This window comes from Anaerovibrio sp. RM50 (assembly GCF_000622005.1).
GTDB lineage: Bacteria > Bacillota > Negativicutes > Selenomonadales > Selenomonadaceae > Anaerovibrio.
This window is the reverse complement of sequence record NZ_JHWV01000011.1, coordinates 1-23,659: the sequence shown is the minus strand read 5'-3', so window position 1 is coordinate 23,659 and position 23,659 is coordinate 1. Positions and strand designations below refer to the sequence as shown.

Genomic DNA, 23,659 nt, shown 5'->3' with positions numbered 1-23,659 from the left:
CTCGTTGAAACGCTGATTGGAAGATTTTTCTTTGGAAATGAAAAGAAAAATTTGAACAATAGCGTTATAATTTATATCAGATGTTTTTTGTATGTAAATAGGATAAGATGGGGAGATATTTATGGGGGAAACGATAATTTTTGCCCCTGGGGCCAATGGCAGGGAATTGCTGCGCAGCCTTGCCCGCTTCGGGGAGAAATGCTTTAATATCAGGGCTTGTGGCTCCGCTGAGCTGGCGGAGCTTGTACTCATGCGTGCTGGGATTGTCCTGGACAAAAACAGGATTGATTATTCCGGGGAGCTGGCCCTTATGGCTGAAGCAGTAAAAAAGGGCGACAAGGATAAGTATTTCAAGTATTTGTCCTATTCTGATTTATCGGAGATAACCAAATCCATGGATCAGATGCGGATGATGGCTGAGGGGGAAAATGAATCTGAATTATTGTCCCAGGGCCTTAAAAAAGGCATATTCACGGAAAAAAACAATACCCTCATTAAGATTTATCAGGAGTATATGAAGCTCCTGAATAAAAGTGGTGTGGATCTGGTGGAGCTGGTAAGACAGGCGGCCCAGGTGGATGCTGCCACGGTGCAGAATGCCTTTAAGGATACCCGCTTCATTAAGCTGGGGGAATACCCTCTTATGCCACTGGAAGAAAAGCTGTTAAGTCTCATATCAGGCGGAAAATATGAATTGCTGCAGCTTAAGGACCTCTTTTCTGTGGAAAGGGCGGATGCAGCGGCAACCAAAAACACCTACTACAGCTGCTATGGGGCGGCCAATGAGGTGGAGCAGGCACTGGAGGAAATCTACAGAAATCATAATCTGGAGGACTGCACCATTGCAGTTACTGATCCAGGGCAGATGAGCCAGCTGATTTATGATTATGTTCAGCTTTATGACATTCCATGTACCTTTGACACAGGAGTTCCTATCAGCAACTCAAATCCCGCCAGATTATTGAAGCTGTACCAGACCTGGATGACCAGCGGATATTATGGGGTTGATGCCTTAAACAGTTTAATATTCAGTGATTACTTTGACAGACAGAAGTTTATCGGGGAAATTTTGAAGGGGGTAAAGACTGAAAAATTAAAGGGAACCAGACTCCTTACCAGCAAGGAGAAACTGAATCTGGCAGTATTAACTGAAATGGCGGGACAACTGCGGTTGTCCTCGGACAGTACCGTCAACAAGGAGCTTATTAAAAATTTTAAGTCCCATGTTGCCGTGGAAAAGAAATATGGGGAAGCCAAGGACAGCAAAAACTACAAGGACTGGCTCACAGTTCAGCAGGCATTGCCATTGCTTAAGAATGCAGCCAGTGAACTGTCACTGCCTCTGGCTGAATTTATCACAAAATATTCCCGCATTCGTTATGTCGGGGATTCCAATGGGGAAAAATTCAATACTTTGTTGGATCAGACGGCGTTAAAGGCAATATGCCGCCAGCTTGAGTCCCGTACAGCTGTTGGACTGGATGAAAATCTTGGGGAATGTATTAACGGAATATTATCCTCCAGGGCAGGACGAAGTGACAGCCAGCCGGGAAAGCTTCATGTCACCACTATGGAGGGGGCTCTGTGTACCATTAGACCCCATCTATATATTCTTGGATTGTCCGCCACCAAATATCCCGGGGCAGCCAGGGAAAACTATTTGTTGCTGGATGATGATTTGGATAATCTGGCTAATGGCAATAATCAGGGAGAGTGGCAAAAATCCCAGGGGAAGGTGCAGCTGAAGCTGGACAGACTCCTTGGCCTTGTGGACACAATGCACAAGCTGAAGGGAAATGTGGTCATTTCCTATTCCGCCTATAATGTGGCGGAACTGAAAAAGGAAAATCCTTCTTCCATTGTGTATAAAATCCATGAAAAGGAGCAGGGGGGAGCCCATGAAATTCCGTTTGAAGAAATTGCATATTTTAAGCCGGCCATAAGTATCAACAGAGGTATCGGGGCGGCTTATGTGGGGGATAAGGAAATAACCCGTGAATCCAATGAATGGTCCCAGGGTCATAGTGAGCCCGTGTCCTACACCCTGCAGGGTGAATATTCCCCGTCGAATTTGGAGAAGTTTTTTAAATGTCCCAAAAAGTATTTATTTGAAAAGCTCATGGGGCTGGAGGCCGGGGAAGATACTGATGCCTTCGAAATACTGTCCAATAAGGACAAGGGAAATCTGGCCCACAAGCTCATGGAAATTCTGGGTGCCTATAGAATGGAACACCAAAATCAGCTTATGGATAACGGGGATTTTATGGAGCATTGCGGCGAAATCTTCGACAGCTTTATTAAGTCCCATACAGCCCTTGTGCCAACACAGGTATCTAAGGTCAGGGCGGATTTTATGGCTATGATGGCTGATGCTTATTTTGGTGAAAAGGCAGGAACGGACAGCAGCATTAATATGATGGAGAAAAAGCTGCAGGGTGAAACCCCGGAGGGAATCAAGCTGGGGGGCTATCCTGACAGGGTGGAATGCCAGGACGGAGATTATAAAATCGTAGATTTCAAGACGGGAAAAGCTGATAACTATAAGGATAATAATGTGGCAAAATGCCTGCAGGTCATGATTTATGCCTATATTCTGGAGCAAACTATTTCCAATGCCAAAATCAGTGGCGGTGAATACAGATTTTTGGCTAAGAAAAATAAAATCATCAGCTGCGGATATAATGAAGATGCGAAAAGCACATTGCTGGAAGCTTTGTCCAAGTTTAAGGAACACATGGAGCAGGGGAATTTCCCTTGCGAGCCGTTGCTGGAAGGGCTGAAGGAAGATTGTGAATATTGCGGTTACGCAGATATTTGCGGAAAGGATAATGGAGGCTGTGCTGAGGATGAATAAGGAAAACACGAGTTTAACAGCCGATAAAAAGGCACGAAAGGATATAGTCAGCTGCATTGACAAGAACCTCTTTGTGGAGGCCGGGGCTGGTTCCGGCAAAACCACCATGCTGGTAGACAGAATGACAGCCATGGTGGAAGGGGGGATTCCCATTGAAAAGATAGCGGCCATTACCTTTACCAAGGCGGCGGCCCGGGAATTTTACAACCGTTTTCAGAAAAAGCTCCGTGAGGCCAGTGAGGCGGGCAGTGAACGGTGCAGGGACGCCTTGCGCAATATAGATCTTTGCTTTATGGGCACCATTGATTCCCTGTGTCAGCAGCTGTTGTCGGAGCATCCGGCGGAAGCTGGAATTCCCTCCGGCACCCGTTTAATTACTGATGAGGAAGCAAAAGAATACTATGATTACATATTCGTGCAGATATGTAATGGAAAGTACGGTGATAAACTGGCCCGACAAGCCACATTAATAGACAATTTGATTACAGGTTTTAAGCCGGCATTTCACCTGGGGTTAGATGTTATTATGGATAACAGAAATGTTGATTTCCAGTACAAAAAAATTGCTGATGCTTCCATAGACGATACCTATGCCCGTGAAATCGCTGCCATACGGAGGTTTGTTCATTTTCTGGCTGACAACAGGGACAATCAACATACCGACCGTAAAGAGAGCAGAAGTGCTTGGGAAAGCTTTGATGAGCAATTAAAAGTAATTGATGGAAAGTGGGAAGGGAACCTTCCTTCAGTTGAAAACGCCCTCTCAGAATTGGAAAAGATACATCTGGTAAGGAGCGTTTATGACGATGCTGATGATGATATAAGGGAAAAGCTTGGTACTGATTCTACTCAAACCAAGCAGTGGACCACCATAAAAAAAGGCGTATTGTGCGGTATTTTGAAGGAATACAAGCATGATTTGCTGATGGATTTTCTGGTGAAAAGCGCCCATATAATGGAAACCTTCATGCAGGAAAGGGGACTGCTCACCTTCTTTGACGGTTTGTATTATCTGCGGAACATGCTGCGGGCTGATGCAAAAAAAGAGGGTAAGCTGATCCGCTATATCTACAGCAGACACAGCTATTTTCTGGTGGATGAATTTCAGGATACCAATCCTTTGCAGTCGGAAATCCTGTTTTATCTCACAGCAGAGGAGCCGGTGGCCAAGTGGGATGAGTGTACTCCCCGTGCGGGTTCGTTGTTCATCGTGGGAGACCCAAAGCAGTCCATTTATAGGTTCCGTGGTGCAGATGTGTCGGCCTTTCAGCGGGTAAAGGGCCTTTTTGAGGCCCATGGAGGAATTCTGCTGCAATTAACCAGAAATTTCCGCTCCAACAAGGCCTTATGTGAGCGCTTTAACAATGTATTTGAGCATACTTTGCAGGAAAAGAAGGGGATTCAGAGCGGCTTTGCGGCTATCCCTTTGCCGGATCCTGTGGAGGATGATGACTGCCTGCGGGGTTTCTACACTTATGAGGCGGAGGAAGACCAAAGTAAAGGAAAAGGCAAAAACAATGATAAAGACAAAGATAAAGGCAATAATAGTGTTTCCGATGTGGTGAAGATTATTTTGAAGCTGGTGAACAATGATCAGTACAAAATTTTCAGCCGGGAAGACAAGCAAATACGGAAAATTGATTTTTCCGATATAATGGTCATTACCAATAAAAAAGAAAATATTGAACCTATTATGGAATCCTGTTCCCGCTTTAATATTCCTACCCGTGTGGAGGGGAAGGTTCCTTTTAACAGTACAGCAGGCCTGAAAGCAATTGCAGATATTTATGAGGCTGTATTGTCCCCTGATAATTCCCTGGCGGTATACAGGGCTCTTACAGGGGATATTATTGGCTGTACCAGTGAAATGGTTCAGCGTTTCCTTCAGGGGGGCGGTTCCTTAAAAAGCGGTAAATGTACTGAGCCCGTTTCCAATGAAGAAATGGAGTATGTACAAAATTCTGTTGAATGGTTGAAGGAAACAGGGAAAAAAGCGGCCTCCATGTCCCCAGCGGCCCTGTACTCCTATATTATGGAGGAATACAGAATTTTCCGGTATGTGGAACCAAACAATCTGGAGGTGGTGTATTATACCCTGGAGCTGCTCCGCCATAAGGAAGCAGATGGCAGTATCATTTCCCAGCAGGATGGTCTGGTTTATTTAAAGGATCTTATGACAAAGAAAAATACCGAAGAACGCTGTCTGAGCTTTGGGGAAACCAATTGTGTCCATATAGCCAATCTCCACAAGGTAAAGGGACTGCAGGCGCCAATCGTAATATTGGATGCAGCGAAAGCCACAAACCGGGAACCAACGTACAGTATTATTCATAATCCAGTTGATGATAATGGTAACAAAGGATATATTTTTACATTACAGCATCCTCATTTCACTAATACAATATATTCTAAAACATCCAGATATGCTGCACAGTCTTTCCATGAAATGGAAATCAGGCAGGCTGAACAGGACCGTCTCATATATGTGGCTGCCACCAGGGCGGAGAATGCCCTTATCGTTGGCTGCAGTGACGAAAAGAAATTGTGGAAGCCTTTGATTTCAGAAGATAATAATCCTGATGCCATTGATGATAATATTCCTGTATTCCCTCTGGAGGAGGCAACAGAATCAGCTGTTAATGTAAAGAAGGAAACGGCAGAAGCCAAAATCCTCTACGATGAAAACAGCGATAATGCCATTACAGCTAATAGAGCCAAGGAGACAAATAACTATGTGGAAAAGCTGCCAAGCAAGGAAAAGCTCATACTAAAGCATAGGATGGAGCAGAGGGATGATGTGGTCGAACTGGCAGAAGGTGAATCGGAAGCCCTTGAAGAAACTTCGGAGAGTGAAGATGGAAAAGTGCCAGCTGATGTCCGTGGCACCATGATTCATAAGCTCATGGAAATGCTGGTATCTTCTGGTGGAAGAATCTCTCCGGAAACTGCGGCCAGGGATATATGTCAGCAGCTGCTTCCGGCGGAGCTTCAGGACCATGCAGAGAAAATGGAGGCGGAGCTTATTGCTTTAGGGCAGCGTATGTTAAATGGAGGCGTTCCCCAGGACAATGGAGTTCCCCAGGATATTTTTAATACCATGCTTTCAGCCCAGGAGGTTTATTGTGAAGTTCCATTCCAGTTTAGGGAGGATACAGCTGAGGGACCGGTGATGTGGAGCGGCGTTATGGACGCCATCTATAAAACCAATGGACAATACCATATTATAGAATACAAAACCGGTGAGGAGACAACAGGACTTGATGAAAAATATCAGGGCCAGTTGGCTGCATATATAAAAGCCTTTAAGGCAACCACCGGTCAGGAGGCAGATGCCCATACCTACCATATAAGAGCATAAGATTAAAAGCAGAATCCCCCAGAGAGTATTCTTTGGGGGATTATTATATTTACAAATAAGCATTTTTATGGTAAAATACAACCATAAAATCAACGGTAAAAAGAATGACGTGATAGTTATAAATATAGGAGGCAGGTATTATGTATAAAAACGTCTATATTCCCGAAATTGACACAGTTACCAGCGGCTTCCGTTTAGGGGAGATGATACGGGACAAGGGATACTCAGTGGCAGAGATAGCCTTGATTTTGCGTGTATCACCTCAGACCATTTATAAGTACATCCGGGGAGAGTCATACCCTAAAGCAGATCATCTTTTGGCGTTGTGCCACTTGCTTGGCTGTGATGTAAAGGACTTGTATGTTTATAGAACTGATAGTAATATAGATATGGATGAGCGGTTTTACACACATATTCTAAATGTGCAGTAAAAAATTACCATAGAATGTAGGAGATAGCTTATGATCATAGATTATGAAGAATTTCAGGAATTGCTCCAGCAGCGCCGGGAAATGAACGGCAGCGATTGGGATAAGCTGTTGGGAAACCTGAACAATGATGAAAATGTAGTTCTTGGTACCGTAGAAAGTGGTAACAAGTATACTTATCGGGATGTTGCGGCTATTGCCCTGCTCCATAGAAGGTTTGGAAGTTGGGACAGAATGATGGATGAGCTGATTAACAAATATCCTTTCGCAGATATGAAAGGATTATTGGGTAAATACAGCAAATTGGACCAGTACAGTGATAAAAACATCCGAAAAATCAGTAACCGTCTGTCTGTTAATGATTTAATTATTATTATGCTCTGGTATGATCATTGGACGGTGGACCCTAATGATAAATACCGCCGTAGGCCAAAGAGCTGCTATAATACTGTGTGTGCACTTAACAAGGTTGTGAGCGCCACAGTAAGGACAGCTTTGAATGTAAAAGCTGGTTTTCCGTTAAATGCAAGCACTATGAACCTGGATGGAATCATAGCTGTTTTGGAGTGCCTTAGTGAAAGTGAATGGGATAATCAACAATTTTGCTATATAAGTGAGAAGCACTCAAGCATAGAGGAGGCTTTGCTGGTACTGGAGGCTATGGATGCCCCGTTGGTTGAAATGACTAAGGGACAGATAAAGGCGGCAGTTTCAGTATTTCCGGATTATAATGGATATAATTGCCATCCATCTCCGCAAGCTACGGAACAGGAGTTGGCTGACTGGTTCGATAAACTTGTCTGTAGACAGCTGGAATTATTGGCACCGGAAGGAAAACTGGCCCTGATGTTGGATGCAGAATGGGCGGATTATCCGGTGGTACAGGAACTAATAAAACCATATATGGCAAAGGAACAGGTTGGATGTATTTTTAATATTCCAGCAACGGAATATGCCAAAGACAGGTTTGTCAGCTTTAAGTTGGCAGATATCAGGTGTATAGTATTTGCTCAAAGATCGGCTAATGAAAAAGTTAAGGTAATAGACTTTTCTGATTTGCTGAATGGAAAAGACTACAAGGTCTTGGCAGATGAAAAAATACTTAATGATATGCAAAAGATCATTGAAGCAAGACTTAACGGCGATGGCGATAATGTAATATTTGCCGATAAAGAATTCTTTTTGAATCAGTCAAATGCCTATAATCCATATTATTGTAACAGTATTTTATACATGGAAAAAATGCAGCAGGAAGGAAAATATATTTCTCTGGAGCAGCTGATGGGCAAAGCTGAACTGCCTGAGAAGGTGATAACGGATGGAATTGCTGTTCCGGAAATGATATCCGTTTTTCGTCCTGTGGCCATGAAGCAGCTGGAACGGGCCAAAAAGCGATCAGCTATGGATGAAGGGAAAACAAACGGGGCAGATGTCATGGTATATACTGTGACTGCAAAACATATTAGGGATGGTGCCCTGTTTGTAAAGAATGATGATTTGGAAGGAAGTATGATAGAACCTGATATGATGAAAAAAATCCAGCGGTATATTTTGCAGCCGGGAGATTTGCTGGTTTCCCGTATAGGTGGTGCGGTGATGGGACTGGTCACAGAGGAGGATTTGGATGGGCGGTTTTTGATGGCGTCTGATTCCTTGCATATTATCCGCTGCAATTCAGATGTGGTACAAAAGCATCAACCTCTTATGAATACGCGGTTTATGTATATGTATATGTCCAGCCAGGCCGGTAGGCGTCAATTGGCCAGTCTTGGCAAGGGCAGAACAGTGAACCTTATTTCCTTGAAGGAATTATCGAAGGTAATTTTTCCGGCTAATACCGGGGTAATTAAAAACGTAACGGAAAAATGGAACCAGATAAATGAGGCCAGGAAGGTTATTGATAATTGTTTTACTGAGTGTGATAAGATACTAAGAATTAAATAGTGAAGGCATGTAATACCCCAGAACATTAGTTCAATGTTCTGGGGTATTTTTTTACCATTAAATATTAATGGTAAATGGTACATTGACAAATAATAAAAAATATGGTATATTATTACCAAAGACAAAGATTGGTAAAGGAGAGGTAGATATGAACGATGGTATGGTAGCAGAAAACATCAATATTTTTCAGGAAGTATGTCAGGCGCACCCCCAGCTGATAGCTATCAGTAATGAAGAGCTCATAGGCATGTTGCCTGAACATCCGGAGCTTTTAGATTTTTTCCTTTCCAAAAACGAGAAGATGGTTAGGGATATCGTTAATAAATTTGTAAGAAGCAGGGGGCTTAATGTTGACGAGGAATTCAGGGAGGAGTTGTTTCAGGTTTCTCTCATTAAGCTTTCCCATTGTTACATGAAATATAACCCGGCTTTGGGGTATAAGTTTTCCACATTTATTTACAATGCACTTTTCCGCAATCTGATTAATTACTGCAGATGCCCCAAGAAAAACGTAACACTGGATTGTGTGGGGGATGAGAAAATGGATTTTATGCTCCCGTCAACTGAGTCCCTGGAGACGACAGTATCCAATAATCTTCATACTGAAGCAATTTACCAGTCACTGACTGTGTTAAGTGAACTGGAACAGGTGGTTATGTGCCTGAAGCTGGATCTTGACCTTACTGCGCTGATTATTCATGGACCGTTGATGCCATATCTTATAGAGGCACAGTCCCTTAGTAAAAGAAAGCTGAATTATATTTACACCAGGTCAATTAAAAAGTTAAGAACTAACCCGGAGGCATATACAAAGCTGGTGGATGCCTATGAATACCGTGTAGCGTAAGAAATTACAAAAAGGAGGTTCTCAACGTGGACCTGTCGACTATGAATTTTAAAACCACTTGCCAAAGCTGTGGACATATAACGGAAATCACTGAGGCTATGATCAGCAAGGAGGGCTTTCAATGCGATGCCTGTGGCAGTCATATCAGTCTCTGGAACTTGCCGGATAAATATTTGGTCAAGAAGCTGCTGAGCATGAGGAAAGATGAGCTTCACACGATGTGGCAGGAGAAAAGCGCCCAGCACAGTGAATTTCAGCAATTGTTGAGAACATATAAGAATCGCCTGGATAGGCTTAATACCCCATATAGTGGCTTTTTCTTTCTGAAGCAGAGCCGTAAAGAGGATTTGCAGGACAGAATTAAGGAGCTGGAACCACGGGTCCAGGCCGCAGAGCTCGAATACAAGCGGGCAATGACGCAATATATGGACATTCTTCGGCGTGTAGACAACTAACTGATTATGATGGGGAGGAAATAATTATGGCAAATGAATCTACTGGCTGTGGCTGTCTGTTTATAATCCTGGCAATAGTAGTACCGTTATTTTTCGAATGTCTGGCGCACGTAGGAATGACTTTCACCATGCCCACAGGCCACGATTATGTAGAGTTTTGTTATAAGGAAAAGGTATTTAAGGAAGCAAGAAAAATGGCTGTTGATGCTGAAAAGAAATATTGGGAAAATCATGGGTATTCGGCTGATAGAGATGTAAAAACCTATGAAACCTATAATTTAGATTTTGAGGGAGAAAAAGATGATGATGCAGTGAAAAACCGTACCACCTATTTGGGGCAGGGCACCTACGAGGTTATGATTCCTGTGACAACTCATTTAGGCTTTAGGAACACTATTCGTTATTACCCTGAAAAAAAGGTTGGCCGTGAATACAAGGTTATTATCAGCTGTCATCCCAAAAGGCGGTTTTATGGAACTGTGGATCTGGGGTTGACCAAGGATGCTGTGGAGCTTGTAGAAAGTGTAGATGACCCGTCAAAGATGTCTTATTGGGAAAAGCTTAAGGAGAGAAAAAGGAGGGAAGGTTATTTATGAGCCTATATAAGAATTGCCGTCCCTTGTATGATTTTATAAAACAGCTTACCAATGATTTTGATGATAAAAGGATGGACAATATAGGGACAGCCATTGCCTGGGTGGTATTATTAACGATTCTTTGGCTGTTTTTCCAGATATTGTCCGATTATTTGGCAACCTGGTGAGAGGAGTTGGAAATATGAGCAGAGTATTTTTAGATGTCATTTCCTATGAAGGGGATAATCAAACCCTTATATATAAATTTCCGGAAGCAGATTTTAATACACTGTCCCAGCTGGTGGTACATGAATCCCAGCAGGCGATTTTGATGAAGGACGGCCAGATGCTGCAGACCTTTGGTCCAGGCCGTTACACCATGGATACCAAGAATATCCCCCTGCTCCGTGAATTCGTTCAGCTGCCATTCGCAGATCATAAATCTCCATTCCACTGTGAAATTTACTTTATTAATCTGGCTGAGCAGCTCAATGTGCACTGGGGGACCAATCAGGCCGTTGAGTACATTGATCCAAACTACAATGTGGTAATGAACATTGGTCTCAGCGGTACCATGAGTATCAAGATTAAGGATGGCCGCTTCCTCCTGAAGCATCTGGTTGGTACAGAGGAGCTTATGAGCCGGGATGGTATTACAGGTTGGCTGAAGAATATTTGTCAGTCCAAGCTGAAGGCCTATATTGCCAGCTATATGCAGAAGCCGGAAGTAAGCATCTTTAATATGGACACCCAGCTGGAACACATGAGCAAGGAACTTCAGCTTAATATGGAGCCGGTGATGGGTGGCTATGGTTTCCAGCTGATGTACTTTGTTGCTACCAATTTTGTTCGGCCGCAAAACTGTGAAGGGTACAACAAAATCAAGGATCTCATGCTGAGACAGCGGGTGGCCGTAGATAATGCCCTGGTAGACCAGAAGCTGGAGCTGATTCAGGAGGATACCGAGGCCAAAAAGCTGGTTATTGAGGCCAAGGGCCTGGCTGAAAAGCGTGTGATTGAAGGCTTTACTTATCAGCAGGAAAGACAGTTTGATATTATGGAAAAGCTGGCAGCCAACCAGGGAATCGGTGATTTCAGCAATGCCGGTATCGGCGTGGGCATGATGGCCAGTCTGGGCAATGTTATGGCCACTCAAATGACTGGCGTGCTGCAGCAATCCATGAATGCTGCTCCCGTTCCTGCAGGGGCACCTTCAGAAGGAGGGGAAGCATTATTCTGTGTTTTCTGTGGGAAGCCTGTAAACAAGGATTATAAATTTTGCCCGTTTTGTGGAAAAGAAAAGTGATATACTATTAACGTTATTGATGCTTTGGAGGGATTATATATGCGTTTTATTCATACAGCGGATTGGCATTTGGGACGGACCCTTTACAACCGTCCTTTATTGGATGACCAGAAGGCAGCTCTGGATGAGCTGCTGAAGGTGGCAGAGGAAAAGAAAATCGATGCACTGGTTATCGCAGGGGATATTTTCGACCGTTCCAATCCGCCGGGGGATGCCATCGAGCTTTTCGATTCTGTTTTGGCACGGCTGAAGGATTTGGGGATTAAGGTGCTGTTTATTGCCGGTAACCATGATGGTGCCCAGCGTATTGATTATGGACGCCAGCTTATGGCAGCCAGTGGTGTGCATACCAGAGGAATTGTTACCCAGGGGATGGAGCCAGTGGTGCTCGAGGATGAGTTTGGGCCGGTGTATTTCTCCCTTATTCCTTATGTGACGCCGGAAATCGTGAGAGAAGTATTTCTGGAGGAAGAACGGTTGGATTTTAATGCTGCAAACAAGATTATGGTAGATGATGCCAGAAAACTTATTCCTGAGGGCGTCCGTAGTGTGGCTGTGGCCCATGCCTTTATTACCGGAGGCAAAAGCTCTGATTCCGAACGTGAATTGTCCGTAGGCGGGGCATCCAACGTGGATTGCCATATTTATGAAAAGTATAATTACACGGCTCTGGGACATCTTCACGGACCGCAAAGGGCCGGCAAGGAGAATGTCCGCTACAGCGGTTCTTTGCTGAAATATTCTATTGATGAGCAGCATCAGGACAAAGGGGTATTGCTTATTGATATGGATGGCCAGGGGGAGATTTCCGTCGAGAAGATCAAGCTGCCTGTGCTCCACGATGTGCGGGTAGTGGAAGGCCTTATTGAGGATCTGGAGCAGCTGGAACCGTCTGAGGATTACGTGGAAGTGCGGCTTAAAAACAATCACTCTGTTATGAGCCCGGCAGACCGCCTCAGAGGCGTTTTTCCAAATCTGTTGACAGTAGTACAAAATGATTATGCTGTGGATATTAATAACGAGTATAAGGTGAATTTCCGTGGCCGAACCAACGGTGACCTGTTCCAGGAATTTTATAAGAATGTTACTGGCCGGGAAATGAATGAAGATGAATTGGACCTTTTGGATCGGGTGGTACGTAAAGTAGAGGGGGCAGATGAATAATGAGACCGATTAAACTGGAAATGCAGGCCTTTGGATCTTACTTGGAGAAGACTGTTATTGATTTTGACAAGCTGGGCAGTGATTCATTGTTTCTTATCAATGGCGCCACTGGCTCAGGCAAGTCGATGATTATGGATGCCATGGTTTATGGCCTTTATGGAAAAACCCGTTTCACAGAGCAAAGTGCAGGCCGTAAAAATATAAGGCACTCATTGGCCAAGGATGAAGATTCAACCTATGTTAAGTTTACCTTTGCATTGGGGGATACTGTCTATCGGGTAGAACGCACTCTGGTGCTGCCAAAGAAAGAAAAGGGGAATGTAACCCGGAAAATTAAGATGTTTAATGTAACGGCTGATGAGGAGATGAAAGAACAGAGCGACAAAAAGATTGAGGAAATGTTGGGCTTCAATGCTCAGCAATTCAAGCAGGTTATTCTTCTTCCCCAGGGGAAATTCCGGGAGTTGTTGGTAACCCAATCCGGTGACCGGGAAAAAATGCTGAAGTCTATCTTTAAAACCGAAATTTTCGACCAGATCAGCAATGCTTTAAAAGACGAAGTGAAGAAGCTGACTGCTTCCAAGAAGGATTTGGAGAGCCGTAGAAATGAGCTCTTGGAGAATGAGGAGTCGGCCGATAAGATTACGGAAAAGATTTCTTTGGCAGCCAAGCAGCTGGAAAATTTTGATAAGGAGAAAGACCTTCTTGCTCAGCAACGTGATGAGTCAAAGAAGAATTATGATGCTGCTGTGCAGTTGAAGAAGAATATTGATGAGCTGAACAAGGTGCAGCAGGAGCAGCAGGATAAAGAAAAGCTTGCTCCGACCATTGCCAAGGAACAGGAATTGCTGTCCAAGGCGGAAAAGGCAGCTGTGGTCGAGGCTTATTACAATAATAAAAAGCAGCTGGACCGCCAGTCCGCTGAGCTTAAGGATACCATGAAGAAACAGGCTCAGGAACTGGCAGAAAAGGAGGAAGCTTTACAGACTGCCACCAAGAAAAGTGAGCAGGCTCAGAAGATGGAACAGGAAGCCAAGGCACTTCGGGCACAGGAAACCAAGCTCCAGCAGGAAAAGGAGAGATTGGAGAAGCTGCTGGATGAGGTGAAGAAGCTCAAAAAGCAGTGGCGGTTGGCTGATGCCAACTATGGCAGTGCCAAGGCTGATGTGAAAGCCTTTACTGAGGCAGTGGAAAAGGCAGAAAAGCGAAGCCAGGAATTGACCGTAGAAAAGCAGAATGCCCAGCTGGCCGCTGCCAAGGAAAATGAGCTGAAACTGGGCATTGATAAAATGAATGAACAGAAGAAGCTCTTTGGTGAAATCGACCAGCTGGCAGAAAAGCTGAAGGAGCTGCAGGAAAACAAGCAGCAAAAGGAAGTGGAGCTGGAATCCTGTGAAGCGGCAGTGAAAAAGCTCAGCAAAGATCTGGAAAAGGCCCAGGAGCTGTTCCAGCAGGGACAGGCCGGATTCCTGGCCAAGGGCTTGGCTGAGGGGAAGCCGTGTCCAGTGTGCGGTTCCATCCATCATCCAGCTCCGGCGAAGCTTTCAGATATCATTCCTGATAAAAAGGATATTGAGAGAAAGCAGAAGGCCTTGGACAAGTCCAATAAAGACTGCACTGACAAGAAGCTGCAGCTTAATGATCTGGATAAGGACGCGGAAAATATCGCCAAAACCTTGGCAGATAAAAAGGGCCAGCTTCCAGCGGAGCTTTCTGAGGATAATCTGCGGGCTAATTTGAAGCAGGCTCAGGCAGAATATGAGGCTGCCAAAGCGGCTGGTGAGAAGCTGGCCAGCATGGAAGAAGAAAGCAAGGCTGCAGCAGAGGCTTTGCAGGAGAATCAGGCCAAGCTGAACGAGGCTCAGGAGTCTGCTGGCAAGCTTCAGCAGGAGCTGGAAGTGGTAAAGAGCCTTTGTGATGACAAGGAAAAGGAAATCCCGAACGGTGGGGAAACCTTGGACAATCTTGGGGATGAAATCCAGAAATGTCAGCAACAGTATACCAGCTTGGAAGAGACAATCAGCAAGGCACAGACTGCTTTTGCCAAGGCTACCAGGGAAGCTGCAGAGATCAAGGCTTCTCTGGAAACCAATAAGAAGCAGGATGCAGCTTTGGATAAGGAGCTGGCCAAGGCAATCAAGGATTATGATGCCAAGATGCAGGAGTGTGGTTTTGCTGATGCGGCCGCTTATCTGGACATTATGGAAAATAATCTGGTAAATACCCGGGCTGCCAGAGAAAAGATGGCAGCAGCTCATGAGAAATACAAAGCAGATTGCATTAAACTGGAGGAGAGAGCAGCTACTTTAAAGAAAGCTGTTGGCAATCAGGCGGTGCCGGCTGTGGAAAAGTTGAAGGACCAGGCGGAAGAAGCTGAAAAGAAGCTTCAGGAGAGTATCAGCAAGGCCGGGGCGGCCAAGAAAACTTTGAGTGATTTGAAGGATAAAGCTGCCCGTCTGCAGGATATCGAAACTAAGCTGCAGACCATTTACAAAGAGTATGAAGTAGCTGGCACTTTGGCAGATGTGGCTGAGGGAAAGGTGTCAGACAAGCCGTCCTTCCAGCGGTATGTGCTTCGGTCACTGATGTACGATGTATTGGTTCAGGCCAATCGTCGCCTGCTGGTGATGAGCCGCAACCAGTATGAGCTGCGCCAGCAGACGAATGGCGATGGATTGTCCATGGAAGTATTTGACAATTCCACTGGCAGCAGTCGCCCGGTAGAATCCCTTTCCGGCGGCGAGAGCTTCCTGGCTTCCCTGGCTATGGCCCTGGGCCTGGCGGATGTAATTCAGAGCTACAGTGGCGGTATCAGCATGGATGCCATGTTCATTGATGAGGGCTTTGGTACTCTTGATCCAGAAACCCTTGATATTGCCATGAAGGCCCTGCTGAAGTTGCGGGCATCCGGCCGCATGATTGGTATCATCTCCCATGTGGACGTCCTGAAGGAACGTATCGACAGACGTATTGATGTAATCAAGGATGCGGAAAAGGGCAGCAGAGTGAAGATTGTTTGTTAAGTAAAGTTAAGGATTGTGTAAAATTAAAATAGCAGCCCTCACGGGCTGCTATTGTCGGTAGATGGCTAATAAATGATATATAATAATTAACGGATGGACTATAGTCTTAAAAAAGGGGAGGGGTTTATATGTTTTATCGTGATTGGATTCAGATTGTTAGAAGCCAAGCAAAAAACGATAATAAAGAGGTATTTTTGGAACATTTTAATCGATTGATAGAGGCTAATGACAATCAAGAATTTGATGTAGTAATTGAAGAGGCTACATGGTTAATAAAAAATGATGATAAACTTAAAAATCAAATGGAATACAGAAGATTAAGAGGTGGGGCCCTGAATTGTAAATACAAAGAAATAGAAGCATTGGATGATTTTTTAGGTTATTATATACGGTCAAAAGATGATGGATATATAAAACATGGCGATGGCTGCTTAAATTTTGATATAGCTGTATATTGTTCTATAGTAGGATTTGAAAAAGCGGCAAGCGTATTTTTTAATGTTTGGAATAAGCAATACGATAGTGACGATATTGATTATTATACTATAGATAATGTCATTGGGTTAATTGAGTTTTGTTGCGATTATAATATTAGCTGCCAACACCAAAAAAATTTCAAGCCGTATATAGAGTATTTCCTTAAAGAATCTGATTACGCAGCTGATGAAATCTTTTCTTTAGTGGAGCCACTTGAAAAGTGGTATGCGTATGAACTGATTCAATATATTTCAGAAGGCATTGTTGAAAAACTTAGGTTGCATCCGGAGCCTGACAGCGAGCTGTTATTGGAGGACGTACATTTTTGGTTATGTAAGTGCTACTTAATTCAGGAACGTTATGAGGAGGCTTTGCTTGAAATCTCACTGTGTTTGGCCTATGAAGAATGGAAGGAAGAAAGTGAGAGTACTTTTAAATTCATATTTGAATGTTATAGAGCTGGCTGTCTCATGGCCATGGGAGATACTCGTTGGGCTATTGAGGCATTAACTAGATGTTTGGAAGATAATAGCTGTAAACTTGATGAACTCGATTATTTTAATCGTGCAGAAGTATATGCAAATCGTGCAGAATTTAACATTTCTAGTCTTTATTATGGTGACGCTATAGATGATTATGGAATGGCATTAAAGCATCATAGCCTGGATGCACTTGATTTTAAGAATAATCCTCAATATTATTTTGAGCAATGGGCATTATATAAGACTCGATGTGCTGATGCGTGTTATAAAAAAGGTTGGTACAAGGACGCTATTGAGCATTGTAATAATTTTCTTCATTATTTGACCCCGGGCGGTTTAGAGGAAATAGAGAAGCGGTATATAGCATTTTATTCAGATTCAGCAAATGTTGATGATGTTGTAAAAGATAATGATACTCTTATGGAAGAGGCAAAAAAGTTTTCTGGAGGGCTTTTGTCTCGTGTTGAACGGGAAATACAGTATGCCTATGCTGTACGGGCAGATGCATATATGAGTTTAAAAAACTATGCTGAAGCAGTGCTTGACTATTATAGAGCAGTTTTCCAAAGAAGTATCCATTCGCTTGTTGGTTGCAGTTGCAAGGATTATATGATTAGAAGATTTGTGTGCAGAAGTAATCTTATGAAGGTTCACTCTTCGTATTTTTTTGACTATAATATCCATGTGGAAGATGATTTATCAGCAGGTCTAGATGCTAAGTTTCCTATTTTGTCATCTGTCTATAAATATGAGGCATTATTAGAATCATTAAATATTACTGATGTAGATGATTCTCCGTTAGAGTATTATTCTGCATTACAGAAAGTTTGCGATAAACTTATCAGTATGCTTACTGTTTTCCAAAAGGCTATTGATGGGATTCGGGAGAAAATTAATAATCCAGCAGATGAAGATGTTGAAATTTTAGATAAATTTACAAAACTTAAAGCAGGTGCCAGTGCGGATTTTGATATGTTGTTCAAGAAATTGAATAATATCAATGAAAAAGCTGGATGTAAGGAACAGGCCATTTTACAAGCACTAAATAGCGATGACGTGCTGGATGAGTTGCCAGGCTATTATAACGAAAAAATTGCACCGTTTAAACTCATTGTAAAACATCTGGTGGAGCAGATTCAGAATGAATTAAAGAAGGTAGAACCTGACTTTTAATAAGTAAAAAAACGAAGTCCAGGCGGGGGAATCCTGTCTGGTCTTCGTTTTATTTAAAGAAAAGGCAAAAAAAGATAAGGATAAAAATATTTATTATTGTGTTGGTGATCAACCACAAGAAGGAATATATGTTGTTGAAGGAAATAATAACGAGAACAATTATTGGCTTGAAGAGGAAAGTGAGTATTATTTAACACATACAAAAAATACATTTATTTATAAGCGTAAAGAAGGAACAGGCTTTTCCAAGTGGTTAAAAAAACTAATAAATGATATTATTGCCGCTGGTATGAACAATGATATTAGAAATGATGAAGCATATTCTTCTATTTCTAAATTATGTGAAATGTATGCCACAGAATTAAATGTTAATGACTATGAATATCTTATATCTTTGGCATATTTTACAGAAGCGACTTGTGTAGATGAGAAAAAAGAATCAATTAAGAAGTGCATGAAAGCTATTTCAAAAAATGTAGCTGACGGAACAGTGTCAGGTAATAAGCTGTCCTTCCAGAAGTATGTGCTGCGTTCACGGATGTACGATGTTCTCATGAAAGCCAATAGCCGCTTGATGGTCATGAGCCGCAACCAGTACGAGCTGCGTCAGCCTTTGAATGGTGATGTATTGGCCATGGAGGTATTTGACAATTACACTGGCAGCAATCGTCCAGTGGAATCCCTCTCTGGCGGTGAGAGCTTCCTTGCCTCTCTGGCTCTGGCCCTTGGCCTTGCAGATGTAATCCAGAGCTACAGCGGCCGTATCCACCTGGATGCCATGTTCATTGATGAGGGCTTCGGTACCCTTGATCCGGAAACCCTTGATATCGCCATGAAGGCCCTTCTGAAGCTCCGTGCTTCAGGCCGCATGATTGGCATTATCTCCCATGTGGAGGCCCTTAAAGAGCGCATCGACAGGCGCATCGATGTGGTAAAGGACCCTGAAAAGGGGAGCAGAGTGAAGTTGGTTTGCTGAGAGTATTTGAACAACTGCAGGAAAAAGTAATAGACTTCCCATAAAGCCCCCCTTGTCTAAAGGTATAAAATTTCATCCCCCCGAAACAGTATCAATACTGCTTTCGGGGGATTTGATATTATGTAGGATTTTTGAAATATGGTGTTGGGATGTAGAGATTTTTAAAATAGTTCTTGAATTTAGAATACATGTTTTGTATAATAAAAATAGAATTCATGTTCGATTACAAGGGGGTGAGGTGGCATATTTTTTGGAAAATAAAACGTTTGATATTTTTTTTAGTGTGGTAAAATATTAAATGTAGATTTTAAAACTGTTGGTACACTTTAAGAGGTTATTATGGCCAAACAAAAGTATAGTGCAGAATGGAAAATTGCCCGTGTAAAAGAATATCTCGATGGAAAAGGCTCTTACAAAAAAATAGCCGATATGTATAAAATGGGTATCACCACACTCCGGGGATGGACAGCAAAATACCTAGCTTATGGTGAGGAGGCATTTGTTAGTAAAAACTTAATGAAAGGCTATAGCGCAGATTTTAAATTGATTTGTGTTAAAGAAGTGATATTCAATAATAAGAGTATTGAAAAAGTTGTAGCTCAATATAACATATCAAGCAATTCTGTTCTTAATTCATGGATTCGGAAATACAAAAACAATGAATTACTGGAAGAGTACAGTCCTCAACAACGGGTTTATAAGACAGCTGCATATAGAAAAATTTCAATTAAGGAAGCGGAAAAGATAATTGAATACTGCTCTTCCCATGATTATGATTATAAAAATACAGCTGCAAAATTTGATGTATCTTATGGTCAGGTATACAGACTGGTAAAAAATAAAAAGTAGAAAGCATCGAATATTTTGTTTGATGCTTTGTATATTTGATGCTATAATGCATATTAAAGAACATATATTTTGTATTTTTAAGTGAGGTAGAGCGACAGATGAAGGCGTGTTACAATAACCTATTTAAGATGCTGATTGACAGAAATATGACAAAAACTGATTTAAGAAAAAAAGCAAAAATCAGTAGCAGTACATTGGCAAAAATGAATAAGCAAGAAATCGTAAGTGAAGATGTCTTGAATAAAATATGTGATGTATTAGGATGCAACGTTGCTGATATTATTGAATTAATAAAGGATGAAAATGAAGAGTATGTTGTGGAAAATGATCCTAATAAAATGAAAGTTGTCTCTTTATTTTCGGGAGCCGGGGGGATGGACCTTGGCTTTATTCAAGCTGGTTTTGAAATAGTTTGGGCCAATGATTTTTTTGAAGATGCAGTAGCTTCATATCGAAAAAACATTGGCAAGCATATGATACATGGTGATATTACTAAAATTTCAAGTGATAATATTCCTGATGATGTGGATGTCATCATAGGAGGATTCCCATGCCAGGGCTTTTCAGTGGCAAATACAAAGCGCAATATGGAAGATCAGCGCAATTTTTTGTATCGTGAGATGCTTCGAATTATAAAGGATAAGAAACCTAAGTTTTTTGTGGCAGAAAATGTCAAAGGCTTGTTGTCCATGGAGCATGGAAAAGTTATAGAAATGATAAAAAATGACTTTTCTGAGCTAGGATATAAGGTAGATGCACGGTTATTAAACGCGGCTGAATATGGCGTTCCGCAGGCTAGAGAGCGTGTAGTAATAATAGGCAATAATATTGGAGTAGAAAATCCATATCCTGAAGCTACGCATTTCATTGAAAGCGATGAATATATTAAACATAAACCAACGTTGTTGCCAGCATTTACCACAGAACAGGCAATAGGTTTTTTGGCTGACAAAAAAATAACTAACCACGATATTATAATTTCAGAAGAAGAAATCAAAGAACATATTAAACGCAAAAAAATTATTGATGTTAAGGGATTTTATAAGATACTTGGTGTAGAGCCTGGCTTTAAAGAGCTGGTAATTAAAAATCATGTTGCATCTGAAAACGTGGCAGATACTTTCTGGGGAAGAAAGTATGATATTAATCAGCATGATATCTGTGATTACTTGAGAGAATGGCGCGATAAAGCTGGTTGGACGACCAAGAAAGTTGATGAGCATTTCGGTTATTCGTATACTGCTGGCCATTGGTTTAGAAAGGACAATAATTCTGGCAGCATTCCAAAGCCTGATGACTGGTGGGAATTGAAGAAGATGTTTGGCTTTGATGATAAGTATGATAAGCAAGTAACCACGTTGGTTGAGAAAGAAATAAAATATGAACAGTCATTAAGAATTACAAACTGGGATAGGCCAAGCGATACAATAACCGCTACAAGCCCGGAAATTCACGTTAATAAAATGAGACGGCTGAGTGCCAGAGAGTGTGCAATTTTGCAAACATTTCCTGTAGACTATGAATTTACAGGAAGTTTAAATAAGATGTATACTCAGATAGGCAATGCTGTTCCGGTAATTCTAGCTAATAAAATAGCGTCTGGCGTTAAAGAGGCTATTGAATTATACGAAAGCCAAAATATTATTGAAGATGACTTTGATGAGGCAATTCCTGTTATGATGCCTAAAAAGATTGAAGTAGAGCATGCTAGCCTATTTTAGGGTTATGAGTAAGGTGATTTCGTGGCAAATTATTATATGATAGTTACAAATGCGATCGACTATGAATGGGACATAGATAATAAATTTGCTTGTGCTGGTTTTCCGCCAAGAAATAAAAAAGCTGTAAATAGGATGAATAAAGGCGACAAAATTATTTATTATGTTACTAAAGTTTCTAAATTTATGGCTGCTGTAGAAGTGACTGGCGAGTATTATTATTCTGAAGAACCTATTTGGGACGATCCATACGACTTGTGGCCGCATCGCATTCCCACCAATCCATTGTGTTTTATAGAGGACACTGATGATGGAATTTATATTAAGGATATCTGGGATAATTTAGAGTTTATAAAAAATAAAGAAAGATGGGGCAGCCAGGTTCAAGGTAGTTTGAGACGCATTTCAGAACATGATTATAAGGTAATATTATCTGCAATAAAGAAATGAGCAATAAAAAACGGAAGCTATCAGATAGCTTCCGTTTTTTTATTAAGGGAGAGTGTGAAAGTTTTTCTGTAAATAATAACAACAGTAACAGTTAAGGTCTTCTATGGTAAAATATAAAATCATAGGAGGCCTTTTCTTATGGCAAAGAAAGCAAAGAAACCCATTCACCATGTTCAGATGACAGACGGTAAGCGACAGATCATTCAGCAGCTATTGTCTGAATATGAGATTGAAACCGCGGAAGACATTCAGAATGCTTTGAAAGATTTACTGGGCGGAACCATCAAAGAGATGATGGAAGCTGAAATGGACAGCCATCTTGGCTACCAGAAATCTGAGCGTTCAGACAACGAGGATAGTCGTAACGGCTACAAGACTAAAACAGTCAACAGCAGTTATGGCAGTTTTCAGATTGATGTACCTCAGGACAGACAGTCCACCTTTGAACCACAAGTCGTTAAAAAGCGTCAGAAGGACATTTCGGATATTGACAAGAAAATTATATCCATGTATGCCAAGGGCATGACCACCAGACAGATTTCGGATACCATCGAGGACATCTATGGCTTCGATGTTTCTGAAGGCTTTATTTCTGATGTTACGGATAAATTATTGCCTGAAATACAGGACTGGCAAAATAGAGCCTTATCCAGCATATATCCGGTGGTATTTGTTGATGCAATTCATTACTCTGTAAAGGATAACGGCATCATCCGGAAAATGGCAGCTTACGTAATTCTGGGAATAAATAGAGACGGAATAAAAGAGGTATTGGGCATCTACATTGGCGAAAATGAGAGTGCCAAGTATTGGCTCAACCTGTTCAATGAACTTAAAAACCGTGGTCTTAGGGATATTTTAATTATCTGTGCCGATGGCCTGACCGGCATGAAGGAAGCTGTTGTAGCTGCCTTCCCAAAAGCTGAATACCAGCGCTGTATTGTTCATCAGGTGCGCAATACCTTAAAATATGTGGCAGATAAAGACCGCAAGGAATTTGCAACTGACTTAAAGAGCATTTACCACGCAGTTACTGAGGAACAGGGCCGCAAAAACCGCGATGCTGTTACCGAAAAGTGGAAAGAAAAATATCCTAACGCCATGAAGAGCTGGAAGACAAATTGGGATGTAATAACGCCAATTTTCAAGTTTTCGTCGGAGGTTAGGAAGGTTATTTATACTACCAACGCTATTGAAAGCCTCAATTCCAGTTACAGGCGCCTTAACCGCCAGCGCAGTGTTTTCCCTGATTCACAGGCCTTGATGAAGGCACTGTATCTTGCTACTCTGGAAGCCACTAAAAAATGGACTATGCCGATTCGTAATTGGGGCCGTGTATACGGCGAATTAAGCATTATGTATGAAGATCGGCTTGAATATTAGGCTATTTCTTGTTACAGCTTTATTAAAATTGAGGCCTGGAGCCAGTCCTCAGTTTGTTGAGTTGTCTAAAATTAAAGCTAAGAAAAATGCTGGAACCGGTTTCAACCAATTCCAGCAAAATTATGAAATATATAGTTTTTTATTGCCATAGAAGACTCTATTTACAGAGTTTTTTTCACAGGCTCTATTAAGGGAGC

General features: G+C 42.1%; 17 protein-coding genes. All 17 read left to right on the top strand.

Annotated elements, in window-relative coordinates; all coding sequences use genetic code 11:
- Nucleotides 1-121: 121 nt before the first annotated feature.
- Nucleotides 122-2,854, top strand: coding sequence for a PD-(D/E)XK nuclease family protein (locus T525_RS0106785; RefSeq protein ID WP_027406586.1), 2,733 nt, complete (start codon nt 122-124; stop codon nt 2,852-2,854).
- Nucleotides 2,847-6,212, top strand: coding sequence for an exodeoxyribonuclease V subunit beta (locus T525_RS0106780; RefSeq protein ID WP_027406585.1), 3,366 nt, complete (start codon nt 2,847-2,849; stop codon nt 6,210-6,212). Before T525_RS0106785 ends, T525_RS0106780 begins: the two co-directional genes overlap by 8 nt.
- Before the next feature lie 140 nt (nt 6,213-6,352).
- Complete coding sequence (locus T525_RS0106775) at nt 6,353-6,643, top strand: helix-turn-helix domain-containing protein (protein WP_027406584.1); 291 nt, start codon at nt 6,353-6,355, stop codon at nt 6,641-6,643.
- A gap of 30 nt (nt 6,644-6,673) precedes the next feature.
- Nucleotides 6,674-8,584, top strand: coding sequence for a hypothetical protein (locus tag T525_RS0106770; protein WP_027406583.1), 1,911 nt, complete (start codon nt 6,674-6,676; stop codon nt 8,582-8,584).
- A 148-nt stretch (nt 8,585-8,732) separates the two neighbouring features.
- Nucleotides 8,733-9,431, top strand: a complete 699-nt coding sequence (locus T525_RS0106765; protein ID WP_027406582.1) for a sigma-70 family RNA polymerase sigma factor — start codon at nt 8,733-8,735, stop codon at nt 9,429-9,431.
- Between the two features lie 26 nt (nt 9,432-9,457).
- Nucleotides 9,458-9,886: a hypothetical protein gene (locus tag T525_RS0106760; protein WP_156945629.1), complete on the top strand. Its 429-nt coding sequence runs from the start codon at nt 9,458-9,460 to the stop codon at nt 9,884-9,886.
- Between the two features lie 26 nt (nt 9,887-9,912).
- Nucleotides 9,913-10,482, top strand: coding sequence for a hypothetical protein (locus T525_RS0106755; protein ID WP_027406580.1), 570 nt, complete (start codon nt 9,913-9,915; stop codon nt 10,480-10,482).
- Entirely contained in the window at nt 10,479-10,649 is a 171-nt protein-coding gene (locus T525_RS16290) for a hypothetical protein (RefSeq protein ID WP_156945627.1), read from the top strand. The genes T525_RS0106755 and T525_RS16290 overlap by 4 nt, the downstream gene beginning before the upstream one ends.
- A gap of 14 nt (nt 10,650-10,663) precedes the next feature.
- On the top strand, nt 10,664-11,767 hold the full coding sequence (locus T525_RS14555; protein ID WP_051533463.1) for an SPFH domain-containing protein: 1,104 nt from the start codon (nt 10,664-10,666) through the stop codon (nt 11,765-11,767).
- Nucleotides 11,768-11,806: 39 nt separating this feature from the next.
- Nucleotides 11,807-12,931 carry an exonuclease SbcCD subunit D gene (locus tag T525_RS0106740; protein ID WP_027406579.1) on the top strand — a complete coding sequence of 375 codons (1,125 nt, stop codon included), beginning with the start codon at nt 11,807-11,809 and terminating at the stop codon, nt 12,929-12,931.
- Entirely contained in the window at nt 12,931-15,954 is a 3,024-nt protein-coding gene (locus T525_RS0106735; RefSeq protein ID WP_027406578.1) for an AAA family ATPase, read from the top strand. Before T525_RS0106740 ends, T525_RS0106735 begins: the two co-directional genes overlap by 1 nt.
- A gap of 128 nt (nt 15,955-16,082) precedes the next feature.
- Complete coding sequence (locus T525_RS0106730; protein ID WP_027406577.1) at nt 16,083-18,086, top strand: hypothetical protein; 2,004 nt, start codon at nt 16,083-16,085, stop codon at nt 18,084-18,086.
- Nucleotides 18,087-18,375: 289 nt separating this feature from the next.
- The gene (locus T525_RS0106725; protein ID WP_037325404.1) at nt 18,376-19,062 is read left to right on the top strand and encodes an SbcC/MukB-like Walker B domain-containing protein; all 687 of its coding nucleotides are present in this window, start codon (nt 18,376-18,378) and stop codon (nt 19,060-19,062) included.
- Nucleotides 19,063-19,401: 339 nt separating this feature from the next.
- Nucleotides 19,402-19,911 carry a helix-turn-helix domain-containing protein gene (locus T525_RS14550; RefSeq protein WP_051533462.1) on the top strand — a complete coding sequence of 170 codons (510 nt, stop codon included), beginning with the start codon at nt 19,402-19,404 and terminating at the stop codon, nt 19,909-19,911.
- 98 nt (nt 19,912-20,009) lie between these two features.
- The gene (gene dcm / locus T525_RS14545) at nt 20,010-21,632 is read left to right on the top strand and encodes a DNA (cytosine-5-)-methyltransferase (protein WP_072031636.1); all 1,623 of its coding nucleotides are present in this window, start codon (nt 20,010-20,012) and stop codon (nt 21,630-21,632) included.
- Between the two features lie 21 nt (nt 21,633-21,653).
- The gene (locus T525_RS0106710) at nt 21,654-22,079 is read left to right on the top strand and encodes an EVE domain-containing protein (protein ID WP_027406575.1); all 426 of its coding nucleotides are present in this window, start codon (nt 21,654-21,656) and stop codon (nt 22,077-22,079) included.
- Nucleotides 22,080-22,256: 177 nt separating this feature from the next.
- Nucleotides 22,257-23,462, top strand: a complete 1,206-nt coding sequence (locus T525_RS0106705) for an IS256 family transposase (protein WP_198022629.1) — start codon at nt 22,257-22,259, stop codon at nt 23,460-23,462.
- Nucleotides 23,463-23,659: the final 197 nt, after the last annotated feature.

What these genes read in the sequence shown, in the direction of transcription:
- T525_RS0106735 (WP_027406578.1), top strand. Translation starts at nt 12,931, where the DNA reads ATGAGACCGATTAAACTGGAAATGCAGGCCTTTGGATCTTACTTGGAG.
- T525_RS14550 (WP_051533462.1), top strand. Translation starts at nt 19,402, where the DNA reads ATGGCCAAACAAAAGTATAGTGCAGAATGGAAAATTGCCCGTGTAAAA.
- T525_RS0106785 (WP_027406586.1), top strand. Translation starts at nt 122, where the DNA reads ATGGGGGAAACGATAATTTTTGCCCCTGGGGCCAATGGCAGGGAATTG.
- T525_RS0106755 (WP_027406580.1), top strand. Translation starts at nt 9,913, where the DNA reads ATGGCAAATGAATCTACTGGCTGTGGCTGTCTGTTTATAATCCTGGCA.
- T525_RS0106765 (WP_027406582.1), top strand. Translation starts at nt 8,733, where the DNA reads ATGAACGATGGTATGGTAGCAGAAAACATCAATATTTTTCAGGAAGTA.
- T525_RS16290 (WP_156945627.1), top strand. Translation starts at nt 10,479, where the DNA reads ATGAGCCTATATAAGAATTGCCGTCCCTTGTATGATTTTATAAAACAG.
- T525_RS14555 (WP_051533463.1), top strand. Translation starts at nt 10,664, where the DNA reads ATGAGCAGAGTATTTTTAGATGTCATTTCCTATGAAGGGGATAATCAA.
- T525_RS0106770 (WP_027406583.1), top strand. Translation starts at nt 6,674, where the DNA reads ATGATCATAGATTATGAAGAATTTCAGGAATTGCTCCAGCAGCGCCGG.
- T525_RS0106725 (WP_037325404.1), top strand. Translation starts at nt 18,376, where the DNA reads ATGAACAATGATATTAGAAATGATGAAGCATATTCTTCTATTTCTAAA.
- dcm (WP_072031636.1), top strand. Translation starts at nt 20,010, where the DNA reads ATGAAGGCGTGTTACAATAACCTATTTAAGATGCTGATTGACAGAAAT.
- T525_RS0106775 (WP_027406584.1), top strand. Translation starts at nt 6,353, where the DNA reads ATGTATAAAAACGTCTATATTCCCGAAATTGACACAGTTACCAGCGGC.
- T525_RS0106780 (WP_027406585.1), top strand. Translation starts at nt 2,847, where the DNA reads ATGAATAAGGAAAACACGAGTTTAACAGCCGATAAAAAGGCACGAAAG.
- T525_RS0106730 (WP_027406577.1), top strand. Translation starts at nt 16,083, where the DNA reads ATGTTTTATCGTGATTGGATTCAGATTGTTAGAAGCCAAGCAAAAAAC.
- T525_RS0106705 (WP_198022629.1), top strand. Translation starts at nt 22,257, where the DNA reads ATGACAGACGGTAAGCGACAGATCATTCAGCAGCTATTGTCTGAATAT.
- T525_RS0106740 (WP_027406579.1), top strand. Translation starts at nt 11,807, where the DNA reads ATGCGTTTTATTCATACAGCGGATTGGCATTTGGGACGGACCCTTTAC.